Source organism: Aestuarium zhoushanense, assembly GCF_056431045.1.
In genome coordinates this window covers 301,669-319,537 of record NZ_JBWKMA010000015.1, presented here as the reverse complement: position 1 = coordinate 319,537, position 17,869 = coordinate 301,669, and the positions used below count along the sequence as shown (strand labels likewise).

Here is a 17,869-nt window from a genome sequence, read left to right as displayed (position 1 = left end):
AATGGCCCACACGCGTATTCGCAAATTCAATACCAAAGAAACCTATCCCGAGCAGAACCTCGACAATGACCTGTGCCAAGCCGTCGTAACGCGTGGTGGTCGGACCGTTTGGATGCGCGGCCAATGTCCGCAGAACCTTGATGATGCGAAGAACATCGAAAGCCACGATCCAGCGGAGCAAACCCATAAGGTCATGCAAAACATCAAACAGCTGATCGAAGAAGCGGGTGGCACGATGGAGCATCTGGTAAAGGTGGTCGTCTATATCACCGATGTCCGCCACCGCGAGGCCGTCTATCGCACCATGGGCGAATACATTCGTGGCGTGTTTCCTGTCTCGACGGGGCTTGTTGTGACAGCCTTAGCGCGGCCTGATTGGCTCGTTGAAATTGATGCAACCGCCGTTATTCCGGATGACGAGGCATGACGTTCTCACTTGTTGCTCGCTGCGCTGAGACGGGAATGTTCGGCGTCGCCATTTCATCCTCTTCGCCCGCCGTCGCGGCTCGTTGTTCCTATGCACAGGCGGGCGTCGGGGCTGTCGCGTCGCAGAACGTGACCGACCCGACATTGGGGCCTCTGGGGCTAGAACTGATGGGACAGGGGCTGTCCGCGCCAGACGCGCTCGAACGTATTCGCCAGAACGGTGCCTTCATCGAATACCGACAAGTTCTCATGGTCGATGCGATGGGACGCACCGCAATTCATTCTGGCCCCAATGCGCTGGGCATTTGGTCCGAAGCGCAGGCGGAAAACGTTGCTTCTGGCGGTAACCTTTTGGGCAATAGCGGTGTTCCTCAGGCAATTGTCGATGGGTTCCTCGCGGCAGAGGGGCATCTGGGGGATCGGCTGATCGCTGCGATGCGGGCAGGACTTGCCGCGGGCGGTGAAGCTGGTCCCGTCCATTCCGCAGGCATGAAGATCGTGGATAAGGTCTCGTGGCCTGTTGCGGACCTCAGGTGTGATTGGACCGAGGGTTGCCCGATCGAGGCTATCGCGACCGCTTGGGACATCTATAAGCCGCAACTCGACGCCTATATCCAACGCGCCCTCGACCCACGCGAGGCGCCGTCATACGGCGTGCCGGGCGACGAATAAGCGGCCTAAATAACAGGCAGTTGGACAGATTGCGAAGGCGCGGCGGTGTTCTTCCTTGAAAACCAAGGGGATCATGGTCAATGCTTGTGCGTCTGGGTCAGGCGAGGAATTAAAATGTTGAGGTATACCCTTCGGCAGATCGAGTATTTCGTCGCTGTCGGAGAAGCAGGAAGCATCGCGCGGGCCTCTGAACGTATCAACGTTTCATCGCCGTCGATTTCCGCTGCGATCACACAGCTTGAGGCCGAATTTGGCTTGCCGTTGTTTGTGCGACAGCACGCGCAGGGCCTCTCTCTGACCCAAGCGGGACGCCAGATGATGGATCAAGCCCGTATCGTGCTGCGTGAGGCGGGTGCACTGATGGACATCGCGGGCGAGATCACAGGGTCCGTCCGCGGTCCGTTGACGGTTGGGTGTCTGGTGACCTTTGCACAGTTGGTCCTGCCATCCCTGCGGCGTGGGTTCGAAACGACCTATGATGACGTGAAAATGCGCCAGCACGAAATGAACCAAGTCGAACTGTTCAGTGCGCTACGTCGATCTGAGATTGATGTGGCTTTGACCTATGATCTCGGCCTGCCTGCTGACCTCCAGTTCACGCCGCTTCTCAAACTGCCACCCATCGCTCTGATGGGGGAAAACCATCCCTTGGTCGGGCAAGACAGCGTCACTATCGAAGACTTGCTCAAGCACCCCATGGTGCTGCTCGATCTGCCGCTGAGTTCCGACTACTTCCTGTCGTTCTTTGATGAAATCGGGGAAAAGCCAGTGATCGCTGAACGTACGCGCGACATGGCAGTGATGAGGTCGATGGTTGGGAACGGCTTTGGGTATTCCATCGCAAACGTCCGCCCGCTCAGCCATACCTCGCCAGATGGGAACTACGTGAAATGCGTGCCGATCACGGGGCCAGTGCGTCCGATGCGGATGGGGCTTTTGATCGCGCAGGACGTTCACCGTTCAAACGCGGTGCGTGCATTCATTGATTACGCCATTGGGATGGTGCGCGATGGTCGGTTGTCGCAAATTGGTGGCTTGCCTCTGGTGTGAAGTCTTAGCGGCTGCCTAACCAATGATTTCGCAGCGTGGACTTGGTCAGGGCGGGCTGTTTGTTACGATCCGTCCATAGTCCGAAATGGAGCTGAAATTGCGCGATCCCCGTTACGATATTCTCTTTGAACCTCTGACAATCGGACCTGTTACGGCCAAAAACAGGTTCTATCAGGTGCCGCACTGTAACGGCGGGGGATATCGCGACCCTTCTGCGGCGGCGGCAATGCGGGGGATTAAATCCGAGGGCGGCTGGGGTGTGATTTTCACCGAGCAGACCGAGATGCACCATACTTCGGAAATCACGCCCTTCATCGAATTACGCCTGTGGGAGGACAAAGACATCCCAATGTTGGCCCGCATGGCCGACAAAATGAAAGAGCACGGTGCCCTCGCTGGTATTCAGCTGGCTTATTCTGGGATCAACGGGCCGAACCTTTATACCAAAGAGGTCCCGCTGGCCGTTTCCGCTGGTCCGATCCGCACGTTCACCAATGATCCCGTGCAGGCCCGCGCGCTTTATAAGGACGAGATCAAGGATCTGCGCCGTTGGTTCGTGAATGCCGCCAAACGGGCCAAGATCGCGGGTTTCGATCTGATCTGCCTCTACGGGGCGCATGGGTTCGGGATTTTCCAACACTTCCTCAGCCGCGCGACCAATATGCGAGACGACGAATACGGTGGTAGCCTCGAAAATCGTTCCCGTTTTGCGCGGGAGGTCATCGCTGACATGCGGGATGCGGTGGGTGATACGATGGGGATCACGCTGCGCGTCTCGCTGGATGAAACGATTGGTGACCTTGGATTTTCAAACGCCGAGGTGCGTGACTTTGTTGAGATGAACAAGGATCTGCCTGACCTTTGGGATTTGGCGCATGGCACATGGGAGGATTGCTCGGGTCCTTCGCGGTTCAAAGAAGAAGCCGCGCAAGAAGTTTTGGTTAAAGGTATCAGAGAGTTGTCGTCCAAACCTGTTGTAGGGGTCGGGCGGTTTACATCGCCCGATGTGATGGCGCGGATGATTAAATCGGGCACGCTTGATGCGATTGGGTGCGCGCGTCCGTCAATCGCTGACCCATTCCTGCCGAACAAGATTATGGAAGGGCGGATCGAAGACATTCGCGAATGTATTGGCTGCAATATCTGCATTACGGGCGACATGACCATGTCGATCAGCCGCTGCACGCAGAACCCCACGTTTATGGAGGAATGGCGCAAAGGCTGGCACCCAGAGCGGATGAACGCAAAAGGTGACAGCAAATCCGTTCTCGTCGTCGGTGCGGGACCTGCGGGGTTAGAGGCGACGCGCGCTTTGGCGGAACGCGGGTATGATGTGGCGCTCGCCGAAGCTGGAACGGTTTTGGGCGGGCGCGTGGCCAAGGAACGTCTGCTGCCGGGGTTGTCCGCATGGGGACGCGTGGCTGACTATCGGGAATATCAGATCAGCCAAAAGCCCAACGTCGAAACCTATTTTGACAGCGCACTCGATGCCGAGAGCATCCTAGAGTTCGGGTTTGAAAACGTCTGCATCGCCACGGGGAGTACATGGCGCCGCGATGGGGTCAGTCGCCAGCATGTCGTTCCGTTCGCGATGGACGCCGCGATGCCGATCTTTACACCAGACGACATTATGGCCGGCACTCTCCCTAGCGGTAAGGTCGTGATCTACGATGATGATCACTACTATATGGGCGGCGTCATTGCAGAGCTTTTGCAGTCCAAAGGCTGCGATGTCACCATCGTGACCCCATCGGCCTATTTGTCCGATTGGACGGTGAACACGCTGGAACAACACACCATCCATCGCCGTCTCGCGAATATGGGTGTTCAGATTATTCTGAATCGTGGGGTCGTCGGGATCACCTCGGGCACCGTTCAGACGAACTGCACCTACACCGATCAAATCACAGAATTCGACGCAGAGGCGGTTGTGATGGTCGCATCGCGGATACCGAACGATCAACTGTTCCATGACCTCATGGCGCGTAAATCGGAATGGGCGGACGCTGGGATCAAGACCGTCAAGATTATCGGGGACGCTGAAGCGCCGGGGCCGATCGCGTGGTCGACCTATGCGGGGCACCGCTATGCCCGTGAGCTGGATGGTGAAGATATTGGCGACGCGTTACCGTTCCGCCGTGAAGTAACTGCATTGGGTGATTTGTGAGCCGCACCATTGAAATCCTGCGCGAGTTGGTTGCGTTCGACACGGTCAGCGCAAAGTCCAATTTAGCGATCATTGATTGGATCGAAGCGCACTTAGCCGCGCTCGGGTTTCGTGTGACGCGGATCTCCGACCCCGATGAACCTAAGGCAGGGCTCTATGCCGAGATCGGCCCCGAAGGTGACGGCGTTGTTTTGTCTGCGCACACAGATGTGGTGCCTGTTGAAGGGCAAAACTGGACGCGGCCTCCGTTTGAACTGACCGAAGAGGACGGGCGGCTCTACGGGCGCGGGACCACTGATATGAAGGGGTTCCTCGCTTCTGTTTTGGCATTTGCCGAAGTGGCTGCTGGGGCCGATCTAAAGGCCCCGATCAAGCTGGTGATTTCCTATGACGAGGAAATCGGTTGCGTTGGGATGGGGCGAATGATCGAAGCGTTGCGTCCTTTGATCGGGACGCCGCGCGTTTGTATCGTGGGCGAGCCGACCTCGCTCGATGTGGCGATTGGGCACAAAGGGAAAAAGAGCTACCGCGCCGTTTGTCGCGGTGAGGCGGGCCATTCCGCACTCGCGCCGAAGTTCGTGAACGCGATTTATGTGGCGACTGATCTGATCTCGGGGCTTCGATCCTTGCAAGCGAAATTCGCGGGGTCTGGCGTCGTGGATGATGACTATACCGTTCCTTATTCGACCGTCCATGTGGGTAAGCTTACGGGCGGAACAGCGCTGAATATCGTGCCAGATGTGGCTGAACTCTTATTCGAAATCAGGTATTTGGCGGCAGATCGTATAGAGGATTTCGAGGCCGACTTGGCGGCGCTGGTTGCTCAGGTCGAACAGGATCATAAGGGCGCGGTCGTCGAAATTGATGGTTTGACCTCTTATCCGGGTCTAGATGTGAAGCCCGATGCGGACTGCGTGAAATTCATGCAGCGGATCAGCGGTAAAAACGGCGTCACAAAGGTGGCCTACGGAACAGAGGCTGGGTTCTTCGATGCCATCGGTATTCCGACCGTTGTGTGCGGCCCCGGATCGATGGAAGGGCAAGGACATAAAGCGGATGAGTATATCCTGACATCCGAGCTAGAGGCCTGTGATGCGATGTTGCTGCGATTGCTAGAGGACCTCGTTTAGGTTTTTGACCTGCGCAAATTATGAGCGGCGAGCTCAATTAACTGTCTATGCTAATCAGTGGCCGCATTGGTTTTGATCAAATCCACAGAAACTATGTATCTTAGTCTAAACCTAATGACTGCTGTGGCACACCGTTATTAGGGAAACTGGGATTCCCTCCATAGTCTAACTGTATTGAGCAGGACCAAATCGGGGGGCCGTGCAATTGCATTCTGATCGACCAATTGCCGTCGATGTTCGCGACGCCGTTAAAGTGTATGGTGATTTTACTGCGCTAAAGCGTGTCTCGCTTTCTATCCATGATAATGAATTTTTCACGCTGCTGGGTCCGTCGGGCTGCGGTAAAACCACGCTTTTGCGAATGATCGCTGGCTTTGAGGATGTGACCGAAGGGTCCATTGCGCTGTTCGGTGAACCGATTGCCGCGTTGCCGCCGCACAAACGACCCGTGAATACGGTGTTCCAGAACTACGCTCTGTTTCCGCATATGACAGTCTTGGACAATGTGGGGTTTGGGCTTGAGATGCTTGGGCGGTCCAAATCCGAAGCACGAAAACGGGCGGGTGAAGTGCTTGAGATGGTTCAGCTGAGCCAGTTTTCGTCGCGCAAGCCATCGCAATTGTCTGGCGGGCAGCAGCAACGTGTGGCCCTTGCGAGGGCCTTGGCGCCGCAGCCGAAGGTGTTGTTGCTGGACGAGCCATTGTCGGCGCTCGATCTCAAGCTGCGCAAAGCCATGCAGTTGGAACTCAAACATCTTCAGCGCGAAACGGGGATTACTTTTATCTTTGTCACCCACGACCAAGAAGAAGCCCTAACTATGTCGGATCGTATCGCGGTGATGTCTTCAGGTGAACTGCAACAACTTGGCGATGCGCGAGAGATTTATGAGCGGCCCAAAAACCGTTTTGTCGCGGATTTCATCGGGGACACGAACCTGATTGAGGTCACTGTTGACGCGGTCGCGGAGGGGCAGGCTAGATGTCATTTGGGCGGTGGTCATGCCTTGATTTGTGACGCGGTCGAAGGCGTCAAAGCGGGCGATAAGGTGCATATGTCGATGCGACCCGAACGGCTCTATCTTTCTGAAGAACCGATGGCCGCCGAAGGGTTCAAGGGCACCGTGCGCGAGAATATTTTTATCGGGACGGATATCACCACCATCGTCGCGCTGAACGAGGGACCAGACTTTACCATTCGCGCCTCGAACTCGTCGCGTGGCAATTCGCGCGTGTTTGATATTGGTGCAGAGGTCGTCGTCAATATGGAGCAGGGGGCAGGCCGCCTCCTGACTGACTGATGGCGGGTGGGGCAAGCACGGGCGGTTCGTCGCAGAGCGAAACATTTGCACCCGCGCGGTATTGGCTGCTTTTGCCGTCATGGGTGACGCTGACCATCCTCGTTCTCGCGCCTGTCTCAATGATGATGGTCTATTCCTTCCTGACCAAAGAATTCCGTGGCGGTGTGATCTGGGAGTTCACACTCTCGGCCTACGACCAGTTCTTCTTTGATCGCGGGCTGTTTGGGGACGATCCACCCGTCCTCCAGTGGACCTACATTTCGATCTTTTGGCGGTCGATTTGGCAGGCGGGCGTGGCAACGCTGATGAGCCTCGCTATCGGGTTTCCCACGGCTTATTTCATCGCTACTAGGCCCGAGAAAGAGCGCGCGATCTGGGTGTTCTTGGTCACCATTCCCTATTGGGTGAACCTCTTGATCCGCACCGTTTCGATGAAGTTTTTGCTGCGGGATCAGGGGCCTCTGAATGACCTGCTCGTCGGTTCGGGGCTTCTGTCGGAACCATTGGCGATCGTGAACACAAACTTTGCTGTGCAATTGGGGCTGTTCTATTCCTACCTGCCGTTCATGGTGCTGCCGATCTATGCCGCTGTCGAACGCTATAACTTTGCCTTGTCCGAGGCCGCTGCAGACCTCTACGCCACACGGTGGACCGTGTTGCGGCGCATCCTCTTGCCCTCGGTCAAACCCGGCATCGTTGCGGGCTGCATCCTCGTCTTTGTTCCGTCGCTCGGGTCGTTCCTTGCGCCTGATCTCTTGGGCGGTGCGAAGAACTTTATGATCGGGTCCCTGATCGAAGAGCAGTTCAAAGGGAACGCGGGCAACTGGCCGTTCGGGGCTGCGGCGTCGATGATCCTTTTGACCTTGGTGATGGTCATTCTTTTGATTTCTGCGCGGCAGCAGGCGAAAGGGGAGAAATGACATGGCAATGAAGAGCTATGATCTACGCCAGTATCCCAGCTTCAAGGCGATCACGATTTTCTGCCTGTTTATCCTTTACGCGCCGTTGTTGGTCGTCACGGTCTACAGCTTCAACGACTCCGTCTCGATCACCAACTGGGAGGGCGTTTCGCTACGCTGGTACGCAGAGGTCTTTACCGGTGCGGAGAGCGAGAAATTCAAAATCGCAGCACGGAACAGTTTCGTCATCGCGCTGATCGCGGCGAGTACATCGACGGTGATGGCAACCTTTGCGGCGACTGCGATCCTTCGGGGCGGACGGTTCAAGCTACGGACCGCGTCGTTTGGTCTGATCTCATTGCCGCTGATGGTGCCAGAGATCGTGACGGCGGTCGCAACGCTGATTTTTTTCAACGCAATCGGCGTCGACCGTGGTTTGATCACCATCCTCTTGGCCCACATCGCGTTTTGCATTCCGTTCGCCTACTTGCCGATCTCGGCACGAATGCAAGGGATCGAGGCGACCTATGAACAAGCCGCAATGGACCTTTATGCGACCCGCGCCAAGGCGTTCACCCGTGTGCTGCTCCCGTTGATGATGCCGGGGATTATTTCGGGCTGGTTGCTTGCGTTCATCGTATCGCTCGACGATTTCATCATCACCAATTTCGTAAAAGGTGCAGGGGTTGAAACCCTGCCAACAGCGATCTTCGGATCGGTGAAACAGGGCATAAAGCCCAACATCATGGCTATTTCCACGATGCTCCTTGGGGTGTCGGTGGTGATGGTCACGCTCTCTTGGTTCATTAGCCGAAGGGACAACAATAAATGAACAACATGGAGGTTGTTATGAAGTCCATCATCAAATCGACAGTGGCGGCTGCAGCACTGACTGTCACTGCAGGGGCTGCGCTGGCTGAGGGGCAGCTGGTTATTTACCACTGGTTTGAATACATCCCACAAGAGCTGCTCGACAAATTCGCCGCTGAGAATGATGTCGAAATCATCATGGACACTTACGACAGCAACGAGGCGCTTCTTGCGGCGCTCAAGGCTGGTGCGATGGGCACCTATGACGTTGCTGTGCCTGGTGACTACATGGTGCAGATCATGGCGGGCGAGGGGTTGCTCGATACCGTAGCCGATGGGGAACTGGCGAATAAGGGGAGTATCCTGCCTCAGTGGTCGGACCCAAGCTTTGATCCCGGTCGTATGCATTCGATCCCGTATCAGTGGGGGTCTACCTCTTTTGCGGTGAACCGCGATGTATATGCGGGTGACATCAACACCACGTCGATCCTCTTTGATCCGCCCGCTGAGTTGTCGGGCAAAATCAACATGCTCGACAGTCAGGGCGAAGTGATGGCGATGGCGGCACTTCACCTCGGTATCCCGCAATGTTCGAGCGACCGTGACCAGCTCAAGGCGCTGAACGACATGTTGCAAACGGCCAAGGGGCACTGGGCCTCGTTCAACTCTGACACTGCGAAAGAAGTGCTCGTGTCTGGTGATGCGGCTGTTGGACAGATCTACGACGGTTTCGGCGCCAAAGCCCGCGAAGAGGGCGCACCGATTGAATACGCGTTCCCGCGTGAAGGGTATGTCGTCTGGATGGACAACGTGGTTCTGTTGAAAGACGCGCCGAACCGCGCAAACGCGATCAAGTTTATGGACTTCCTGCTAGAGCCTGAAAACATCGCGGCTGTGTCGAACTACGCACGTTATGTCGCGGGTGTGGATGGCGTCGCGCCATACCTTGACCCCACGCTCGCCAGCCAACCTGAATCCAACCCGCCCGCAGACGCTGGCCCAGGTGTGTTCATTGAGGTTTGCGATCAGCAGGTTCAGGAAATCTACGACCGTATCTGGACTGACCTGAAGAACTAAATCGTTCGGCCCTCTGATTTAGCGATCAGGGGGCCTTTTACTTTGAGACCGCGGAAATCCCTTGATATGTGCCGTTCGTAGGTTGGACCTCTGGTTCCTTTCGTGCATCATTACCGAAAAAGATGTGAGGATATGATGCGCAGCACTATTGCAAAAATCGTCGTCGGGCTTGGTGTCCTAGCAGGCTGTTCCTCGGTCGTGGGGAGCCGCGCTGTGGTGAACGGCGTTGGTGCCAACGATATGCTCAAACTGCGGGCAGGTCCGGGGTTGGGCTATGAGATCATTATGGGTCTGCCAGACGGGACAGTTCTCAATCAGCATGAGTGCGTGACCGAAGTTGGTCAGCGTTGGTGCCACGTGTCCCTTGCGTCGGGGATTGGGGTTTCGGGGTATGTCTCTGCTGACTACCTGAGCACCTATTGATCGTTATCTGCTTTCACATTGGCGCCAGAGGCTTTACGCAGCCCTAGGATTCAATTTCGGGGGCGGCCATGGCGCAGAAAGCTACCATCTATAAAGTTGAACTCTCTGTCTCTGACATGGATCGTCACTATTACGAGACGCATAAACTCACCATTGCCAAACACCCTTCGGAAACGGATGAGCGGATGATGGTGCGTCTCTTAGCTTTTGCTCTGAACGCGCATGAGCAGCTAGAGATGACCAAAGGGATTTCGACCGACGATGAACCCGATATCTGGCAAAAGAGCCTAAGTGATGAACTTCAGCTGTGGATCGCCCTCGGTTTGCCGAGCGATAAGGTTGTGCGTCAATCCTGCGCTAAGGCACAAAAGGTCGTGATCTACACCTACGGCGGTAGAACTGCGGATGTCTGGTGGGATAAGATCCAAAACAGCACCAGTCGGTTTGATAACCTTCAGGTCATGTCGTTGTCTGAACAGTCGACGAACGAACTTGCGGGCCTCGCGGATCGGTCGATGAAGCTGCAGGTGAATATTCAAGACGGTGATGTGATGGTCAGCGTTGGCGATCAGATCGTTTACGTCACACCGACGACACTGAAATCAGCGTTGAACTGACGCGCGGTACGAGATGCCACAGTTGCCCTTAGGGCACCCTCTATGGCAGGTTGCCGACAAATTGGTGCATTCGTTGCAGTCGCCTATCTTGCATCTGCGATTTGATTTGTATACAATTGTGCACAATACGGCGCGGGGTCGGTTTTTCGCCGTCGCGCAGACATGAAATAGATAGTCTTCCACCGGAGATACCAATGAGCCTCTATGCCAGCTACCTCGAAGAGATCGAAGCCCGCAAAGCGCAGGGGCTTAGCCCCAAGCCGATCGATGATGGCGCTCTGACTGCCGAAATCATCGAGCAGATCAAGGACGTCAACAACGCGCACCGCGCCGATTCCTTGAAATACTTCATCTACAACACGCTCCCCGGCACCACGAGCGCCGCTGGCGTTAAGGCTGAGTTCCTCAAAGAGATCATCCTCGGTCAAGCAACCGTTGCCGAGATCGACACCGCATTCGCGTTCGAACTGCTGTCGCACATGAAGGGCGGCCCTTCGGTTAAGGTTTTGCTTGACCTCGCGCTCGGCGATGATCAGGCAATTGCTGAATCCGCCGCGGAAGTTCTGAAAACCCAAGTGTTCCTCTACGAGGCTGACACTGATCGTCTGAAAGCGGCTCATGCGGCTGGCAACGCTGTTGCGACCGACATTTTGAAAAGCTACGCAAACGCTGAATTCTTCACCCGTCTGCCTGAGATCGAAGAAGAAATCGAAGTCGTGACCTTTGTTGCTGCTGAGGGCGACATTTCGACCGACCTTCTGTCGCCGGGTAACCAAGCGCACTCGCGCGCTGACCGCGAACTGCACGGCAAATGCATGTGCGATGAAGCGGCACAGAAACACATCGAAGAGCTGAAACTCCAGCACCCTGGCAAGCGCGTCATGATGATCGCTGAAAAGGGCACGATGGGCGTTGGTTCGTCGCGTATGTCTGGCGTGAACAACGTCGCACTGTGGACTGGTAAGCAAGCATCGCCTTACGTGCCGTTCGTGAACATCGCACCTGTTGTCGCTGGCACCAACGGCATCTCGCCGATCTTCTTGACCACTGTCGGCGTGACCGGCGGTATCGGCCTCGACCTCAAGAACTGGGTTAAGAAGCTGGACGAAGACGGTAAACCGATCCTCGGCAACGACGGCAATCCGCTGCTCGAGCAGAAGTATTCGGTCGAAACTGGTAAGGTCCTCAAGATCAACACCAAGAAAAAGAAACTCTACGACGAAAACGGCGAAGAGTTGGTTGATCTGTCCTCCTCCTTCACACCGCAAAAAGTCGAGTTCATGAAAGCTGGCGGCTCTTACGCCATCGTTTTCGGTAAGAAACTTCAGACTGTTGCTGCTGATATCCTCGGCGTTGAGGCACCTGTTGTCTTTGCTCCGTCCAAAGAAATCAGCCACGAAGGTCAAGGCCTCACCGCTGTTGAGAAAATCTTTAACGCGAACGCTGTTGGCGTCACTCCGGGCAAGGTTCTGCACGCTGGTTCCGACGTTCGCGTGAAGGTCAACATTGTTGGTTCGCAAGACACCACTGGCCCGATGACGGCTCAGGAACTCGAAGCGATGGCTGCAACCGTGATCTCGCCGAACGTTGACGGCGCGTATCAGTCGGGCTGCCACACTGCATCGGTTTGGGACAAGAAGGCACAGGACAACATTCCGCGCCTGATGAGCTTCATGAACAAATTCGGTCTCGTAACCGGTCGTGACCCGAAGGGTGTCTACCACCCGATGACTGACGTTATTCACAAGGTTCTCAACGACATCACCGTTGATGATCGTGCGATCATCATCGGCGGCGACAGCCACACGCGTATGTCCAAAGGCGTCGCATTCGGTGCGGACTCGGGCACTGTGGCTCTGGCTCTTGCAACAGGTGAGGCGTCGATGCCGATCCCAGAGTCGGTCAAAGTCACCTTCAAAGGTTCGATGGTCGAATACATGGATTTCCGTGATGTTGTTCACGCGACGCAACAGCAGATGCTGAAGCAGTGCGGCGACAACGTATTCCAAGGCCGTGTCATCGAAGTGCACATCGGTACCTTGCTCGCAGACCAAGCGTTCACCTTCACCGACTGGACTGCAGAGATGAAGGCGAAAGCGTCGATCTGTATCTCTGATGACGAGACCCTGATTGAATCGCTGGAAATCGCGAAACACCGCATCCAGATCATGATCGACAAGGGTATGGATCAAGAGAGCGGTATGCTCGCGAACCTGATCGCAATCGCTGACAAGCGTATCGCTGAGATCCGTTCGGGCGAGAAACCGGCGCTGAAACCTGATGCGAACGCAAAATACTTCGCTGAGGTTGTTGTCGATCTCGACATCATCGACGAGCCGATGATCGCTGACCCTGATGTGAACAACGCTGATGTGTCCAAGCGTTACACCCACGACACCATTCGTCCGATCTCGTACTACGGTGCAGAGAAAAAGGTCGATCTGGGCTTTGTCGGTTCGTGCATGGTTCACAAGGGCGACATCAAGATCGTCGCTCAGATGCTGCGCAACATCGAAGAAGTAAACGGCAAGGTAGAGTTCAAAGCTCCGCTTGTTGTTGCTGCTCCGACCTACAACATCATCGACGAGCTGAAGGAAGAGGGCGATTGGGAAATTCTCCAGAAGTATTCTGGATTTGAATTCAACGACCTCGCGCCCAAAGCTAACGCGCGTACCGAGTATGAGAACATCCTCTACCTCGAGCGTCCGGGTTGTAACCTCTGCATGGGTAACCAGGAAAAGGCAGCGAAAGGTGACACTGTTCTCGCCACTTCGACCCGCCTGTTCCAAGGCCGCGTTGTAGCTGACAGCGACACCAAGAAAGGTGAATCGCTGCTGGCGTCGACTCCTGTTGTTGTGCTCTCGGCGATCCTTGGCCGCACCCCGACTCTGTCTGAATACAAAGCAGCTGTTAAGGGTATCAACCTGACCAAATTCGTTCCGACGAAAACACCGTTGGACGCACTCTCCGTTCACTTCTGATCGGAGTAGAGTTTGAAATAGAAACGGCCCGCTTTTGGCGGGCCGTTTTCGTTTGTTTGGGCGGGTAGAGCTGAGGCTCAGGGCCTTTAGCCGAAATAGACGGGTTCATCCCCAACAGCCCACGGCTTCCGTTTGTCCATAACCCGCAAAAAGAGATCGCTCGCCAAAAAACGATCAAGGTAAGCGCGGAGATTAGTCCAGCTTTGGGCGTCGAACCAAGTGCGGTCGATATGTGCAAACTGTCGAATGAACGGCAGAATGGCGAGGTCCGCGATAGTCATCTTATCTCCGTAGAGGAAATGTTGACCTGCAAGCTGACGATCCAATGCCCGTAAGTGCGCGGATGCCTTCTCGCGTTCGGTATCCAAGTCCAGATCGGGATAGCGCGCGATGTATTTGGTGTGATCAAGTGCCGCCTTAAACGGTCCGTCGTTCGCCTTGATCAATACCCAACCATCTTCTGGCATATCCATTAGCCCGTTCGGGTCACGCTGTTGCAATGCCCAGACCATAATGTCGAGGCTTTCATCATAGATTGCGTCAGCCGTGCGCAGGCAGGGTACAGTGCCCGATGGCGAGGTGACTAAAAACTCCGCAGGTTTATCTCGTAGCAGGATTTCGCGGATTTCAACTGTCACGCCCGCCGTCAAAATCGCGAGCCGCGCCCGCATCGCATAGGGGCAACGGCGAAAATTCCAGAAGATGGGTTTATCAGTCATGCGGTGTGTATTCCCAGAAATCAGTTGCGCGGTCTAGGTGGTGCATCATTGGTTTGATGTTAGTGTGGCGCAAGGACGGCCCAAGGAAAGATATGGACATGCTCAACGACGACGTTTTCACCGAATTGATAGCATGGCGACGGGACCTGCATCGGAACCCCGAACTGTCGGGGCAGGAGGCGGAAACGGCGGCTCGAGTGGTTGAGATGCTGCGAGCGACGACGCCAGATGAAATTATCGTCGGTCTTGGCGGGCACGGTGTTGCGGGCTGCTACAATGGCCGTGAGGCTGGTCCGACGGTCCTATTGCGCTGCGAATTGGATGCACTGCCGATCCAAGAGCTATCGACCGCGCCGCACAGGTCGTCTCGTGATGGCGTTGCACATTTGTGCGGGCACGATGGGCATATGGCCATTTTGGCTGGGGTTGCCCGTTGGGTCGATGAAAATCGCCCACAAAAAGGGCGAGTGGTTCTGTTGTTCCAACCCGCCGAAGAGGACGGATCGGGCGCGGCTAAAGTCATCGCCGACCCGAAATTCGCCGCGATCACGCCCGATGTTGCGCTATCGCTTCACAACATGCCTGGCATTCCAACGGGTCATGCCGCGATTGAGGTAGGGCCGATGGCTTGTGCGTCACGTGGTATGAAGGTTGTTTTAACGGGGCGCACCGCCCATGCGTCCCAACCTGAAACAGGGGTGTCGCCCGCGCTCGCCATTTCTGAATTGATCCCCGCGTTGACAGGGTTGGCGACACATGGACGCCCGCAGGACCCAAGCTTTACGCTAGCAACGGTGACACATGTCCGCATCGGCGAAGCGGCCTTTGGCGTCGCGCCTGCGCACGCTGAACTTTGGGTCACACTTCGTACGCAACAAGACGCGACCATGGATGCTTTGGTAGCGCGGGCAGAGGGATTGGTGACCGCAGCTGCGTCTAAATTTGGGCTGGGTGTTGAGATCACTTATCACGATGTTTTCCATCACTGTATGAATGCGCCTGAGGCGTCAGCGATATTAGAAACGGCGATCGTGAGCGAAGGGCTCATGCCTGTCAGAGGGTATTTACCGATGCGTGCATCTGAGGATTTTGGGCGGTTTGGACACATATCGAACGCGGCGATGTTCTTGCTCGGCGCAGGGACCGACATGCCCGCACTTCACAACCCCGATTACGATTTCCCTGACGAGCTAATCAAAACAGGTGCGAATGTCTTTATTCGTGCTCTGCAGCAGTTGGTCTATTAGCATCTTGTCTACTGGAGTCCTTGTTCTACCTTTCATCCCGTAAATGAGGTGAGTAAACCAGTGAACCAGCCAGCAAAGTCTGTAACTGTTTGGTATGACAGCCAGTGCCCACTTTGTGCACGTGAGATCGCTTTGATGCGGCGGCTCGACCGCAGAGGGGCGATCGATTTTGTCGACGCCTGCGATCCGAACACGTCATGCCCATTGGATCGGACCGCAATTCTCGAACGGTTTCATGCGCAGGTCGGCGATCGGTTGTTTTCGGGCGCTGCTGCCTTTGCCGCCATGTGGCGTGCGATCCCCGTTTTGCGACCTTTGGGCGTCCTCGCAGGCTGGCCGCCGATGACGCCACTTTTTGAAGCGCTCTACAAAGGCTTTCTTAGGATTAGACCGCGATTGCAACGGGCCTTGGGCGGTTAACTGTTCGGCCGTACCCGCGCGGCTGATTTATCCGCAAACGCCGCGAGCCGCGCACGGGCATCGGGTTGTGTGTTCACAACGCCTGCGACGACGGACTCCGCATAGGCGGCATCCATCGCGGACATGTTCCGCATGTGGCTCACCGCCGAGCAAATCGCAAAGTTCGACAGTGGAAGGTTTTCAGCGGCCTTTTGCGCGAGCTCCAGTGCCATATCCAAACTCGACCCTTCGGTATGGTATTGCGCGAGGCCAATATCGACGGCTTCGGTCCCTTGATACACGCGGCCCGTGAGCATCATGTCGATCATCCGCGCTTTGCCCACGAGGTCGGTCACGCGGATGGTCGCGCCGCCACCTGTGAACAATCCGCGCTGTCCTTCGGGAAGGGCAAAATAGGTCGTGTTGTCCATGACGCGAATATGTGCGGCGCTCGCCAATTCGAGGCCACCCCCTACAACGGCACCTTTCAGGGCTGCGATGATCGGAACGCCGCCATATTCCATCTTATTAAAGGCCTCGTGCCAGCGCAGGCAGAGATGCATGAAATCGGCGGGGCTACGGTCTTCGCGGTGATGTTCCACGAGGTCGAGGCCCGCGCAGAAGTGATCGCCAGATCCCGCTAAAACCACAGCACGCACGCCGGCGCGAGGGGCGGCCGTAAAGAAATCGACCAGCTCTTCAATCGTCGCACTGTCGAGAGCATTCCGCTTTGCTGCGCGGTTGAGCGTTACGAGCAGAACACCGTTGTCCTGTTCCGCGATGTCGAGGTTTGCATATCGGCTGCTGTCGATTGATATGGTCATGGGGTGGTCCTGTTTCATCATTTAGTGACAATTAACAACGTAGATGTGGTCAATCTATCGCAAGAACTGACGAATAATTTGCTGAAAGTGACAGGTTAGGGCAGGGTGATGCTCAAATGAAAAAGAGTGACCCAATATACCCCACCGTGTCCCGTGCGTTCATCCAAGACTGGGTTGACGCATTGGAGCGGTCATTGCCGCTGGACAGGTTCGAAAGTGTCCTCACTGATATTGGCCTGACCGACGGTGTGGTCAGGGTGACGCACGACCAAATCGTGATGCTCTATCAGAGGATCGCGATTGAGACGGGCGATGAGATGGTTGGCCTTTGGGGGCGCCCCGTGCGGGCGGGTGCGTTGAAACTGCTCTGCGGTTCTGTGCGGGACGCGTCCTCTATGTCAGCCGCGCTTTATCGGTTCGTTCAATACTGGAACATCGTTCTGGACGATGTGAGGTTGGAGCTGTCAAATGCGAACGGGCACATTGCTCTTTCGATCACAGAGACCGCAGAACAGCCTGCCAATCGGTTCGGCGTGCTGCTCGTTCTAAAGCTCGCGCATGGCATCGCGTCGTGGCTCGCTGGATTTGAAGTGCGTCTGAACGAGGTGCAGTTCGGATTTGAACCCCCTGATTTTGCATCCGATTATCCGGTTCTATTCCCATGCCCCGTTTCGTTTTCTCATCAGAAATCGACGATCGTATTCAGTAAAGATCTGCCCGATACGATCCTTGCGAAAAGCGATGCAGAGATGAGGGAATTCCTTGTGAGAGCGCCACGAGATTGGATTTTTACGGCGTTTCGCGAACATGCATTGTCACTTCGCTTGCGGGAAATGGTTTTGGCGTCTGAAGGGTTTAATCTGTCGTTGGTTGAGGCGGCGCAAATGATGAATGTCACCTCGCGCACCTTGATGCGTCGCTTGGATGCCGATGGAACGACATTCCAGTTGATCAAGGACGGCGTTCGGCGTGACGTGGCGATGCGTGAGCTTTCGTCTGGAACAAAGTCGATTGAGGCTATCGCGCAGGACGTCGGGTTTGCCTCGGCTGCGAATTTTCACCGTGCGTTTCGACGGTGGACGGGCCAAACGCCACGGGCTTATCAGTCGCGTAAGAAAAGGGAATAAATTT

17 protein-coding genes are annotated in these 17,869 nt (G+C 55.7%); 15 read left to right on the top strand and 2 right to left on the bottom strand.

Annotated features, from left to right (window positions below; genetic code table 11):
- Position 1: 1 nt before the first annotated feature.
- The 12 genes from AC07ED_RS07315 (at position 2) to AC07ED_RS07260 (ending at position 13,549) form a co-directional block, all read left to right on the top strand.
- Positions 2-427: a RidA family protein gene (locus tag AC07ED_RS07315; protein WP_105235183.1), complete on the top strand. Its 426-nt coding sequence runs from the start codon at positions 2-4 to the stop codon at positions 425-427.
- Positions 424-1,098 carry a DUF1028 domain-containing protein gene (locus AC07ED_RS07310; protein WP_105235182.1) on the top strand — a complete coding sequence of 225 codons (675 nt, stop codon included), beginning with the start codon at positions 424-426 and terminating at the stop codon, positions 1,096-1,098. The genes AC07ED_RS07315 and AC07ED_RS07310 overlap by 4 nt, the downstream gene beginning before the upstream one ends.
- A gap of 114 nt (positions 1,099-1,212) precedes the next feature.
- Positions 1,213-2,148, top strand: coding sequence for a LysR family transcriptional regulator (locus tag AC07ED_RS07305; RefSeq protein WP_105235181.1), 936 nt, complete (start codon positions 1,213-1,215; stop codon positions 2,146-2,148).
- 97 nt (positions 2,149-2,245) lie between these two features.
- On the top strand, positions 2,246-4,315 hold the full coding sequence (locus AC07ED_RS07300; protein ID WP_105236358.1) for an oxidoreductase: 2,070 nt from the start codon (positions 2,246-2,248) through the stop codon (positions 4,313-4,315).
- Positions 4,312-5,445 carry an acetylornithine deacetylase gene (argE, locus tag AC07ED_RS07295; RefSeq protein WP_105235180.1) on the top strand — a complete coding sequence of 378 codons (1,134 nt, stop codon included), beginning with the start codon at positions 4,312-4,314 and terminating at the stop codon, positions 5,443-5,445. The genes AC07ED_RS07300 and argE overlap by 4 nt, the downstream gene beginning before the upstream one ends.
- 205 nt (positions 5,446-5,650) lie before the next feature.
- The gene (locus tag AC07ED_RS07290; protein WP_105236357.1) at positions 5,651-6,742 is read left to right on the top strand and encodes an ABC transporter ATP-binding protein; all 1,092 of its coding nucleotides are present in this window, start codon (positions 5,651-5,653) and stop codon (positions 6,740-6,742) included.
- Positions 6,742-7,662 carry an ABC transporter permease gene (locus AC07ED_RS07285; protein ID WP_105235179.1) on the top strand — a complete coding sequence of 307 codons (921 nt, stop codon included), beginning with the start codon at positions 6,742-6,744 and terminating at the stop codon, positions 7,660-7,662. The genes AC07ED_RS07290 and AC07ED_RS07285 overlap by 1 nt, the downstream gene beginning before the upstream one ends.
- 7 nt (positions 7,663-7,669) lie before the next feature.
- A complete protein-coding gene (locus AC07ED_RS07280; RefSeq protein WP_478242023.1) occupies positions 7,670-8,473 on the top strand; it encodes an ABC transporter permease in 804 nt (267 codons plus the stop codon).
- 17 nt (positions 8,474-8,490) lie between these two features.
- The gene (locus tag AC07ED_RS07275) at positions 8,491-9,528 is read left to right on the top strand and encodes an extracellular solute-binding protein (RefSeq protein WP_105236356.1); all 1,038 of its coding nucleotides are present in this window, start codon (positions 8,491-8,493) and stop codon (positions 9,526-9,528) included.
- Positions 9,529-9,663: 135 nt separating this feature from the next.
- The gene (locus tag AC07ED_RS07270) at positions 9,664-9,951 is read left to right on the top strand and encodes an SH3 domain-containing protein (protein ID WP_105236355.1); all 288 of its coding nucleotides are present in this window, start codon (positions 9,664-9,666) and stop codon (positions 9,949-9,951) included.
- 68 nt (positions 9,952-10,019) lie between these two features.
- Entirely contained in the window at positions 10,020-10,568 is a 549-nt protein-coding gene (locus AC07ED_RS07265; RefSeq protein ID WP_105235177.1) for a YaeQ family protein, read from the top strand.
- Between the two features lie 194 nt (positions 10,569-10,762).
- Positions 10,763-13,549: a bifunctional aconitate hydratase 2/2-methylisocitrate dehydratase gene (locus AC07ED_RS07260; protein WP_105235176.1), complete on the top strand. Its 2,787-nt coding sequence runs from the start codon at positions 10,763-10,765 to the stop codon at positions 13,547-13,549.
- An 86-nt stretch (positions 13,550-13,635) separates the two neighbouring features.
- On the opposite strand, the gene AC07ED_RS07255 is transcribed toward AC07ED_RS07260, so the two are convergent.
- Positions 13,636-14,268, bottom strand: a complete 633-nt coding sequence (locus AC07ED_RS07255; protein ID WP_105235175.1) for a glutathione S-transferase — start codon at positions 14,266-14,268, stop codon at positions 13,636-13,638.
- 98 nt (positions 14,269-14,366) lie between these two features.
- Here AC07ED_RS07255 and AC07ED_RS07250 point away from each other — a divergent pair, with 98 nt between their 5' ends.
- Together AC07ED_RS07250 and AC07ED_RS07245 are read left to right on the top strand one after the other, a co-directional pair.
- Positions 14,367-15,515: an amidohydrolase gene (locus AC07ED_RS07250; RefSeq protein ID WP_478242011.1), complete on the top strand. Its 1,149-nt coding sequence runs from the start codon at positions 14,367-14,369 to the stop codon at positions 15,513-15,515.
- Between the two features lie 60 nt (positions 15,516-15,575).
- Entirely contained in the window at positions 15,576-15,935 is a 360-nt protein-coding gene (locus AC07ED_RS07245) for a thiol-disulfide oxidoreductase DCC family protein (protein ID WP_105235173.1), read from the top strand.
- Here the strand turns inward: AC07ED_RS07245 and AC07ED_RS07240 are convergent.
- Complete coding sequence (locus AC07ED_RS07240; RefSeq protein ID WP_105235172.1) at positions 15,932-16,738, bottom strand: crotonase/enoyl-CoA hydratase family protein; 807 nt, start codon at positions 16,736-16,738, stop codon at positions 15,932-15,934. The genes AC07ED_RS07245 and AC07ED_RS07240 overlap by 4 nt on opposite strands.
- Positions 16,739-16,854: 116 nt before the next feature.
- Between AC07ED_RS07240 and AC07ED_RS07235 the strand changes: the two genes are divergently transcribed.
- Positions 16,855-17,865 (top strand): AraC family transcriptional regulator, encoded by a 1,011-nt coding sequence (locus AC07ED_RS07235; RefSeq protein ID WP_105235171.1) that lies wholly within the window; start codon positions 16,855-16,857, stop codon positions 17,863-17,865.
- Positions 17,866-17,869 lie beyond the last annotated feature (4 nt).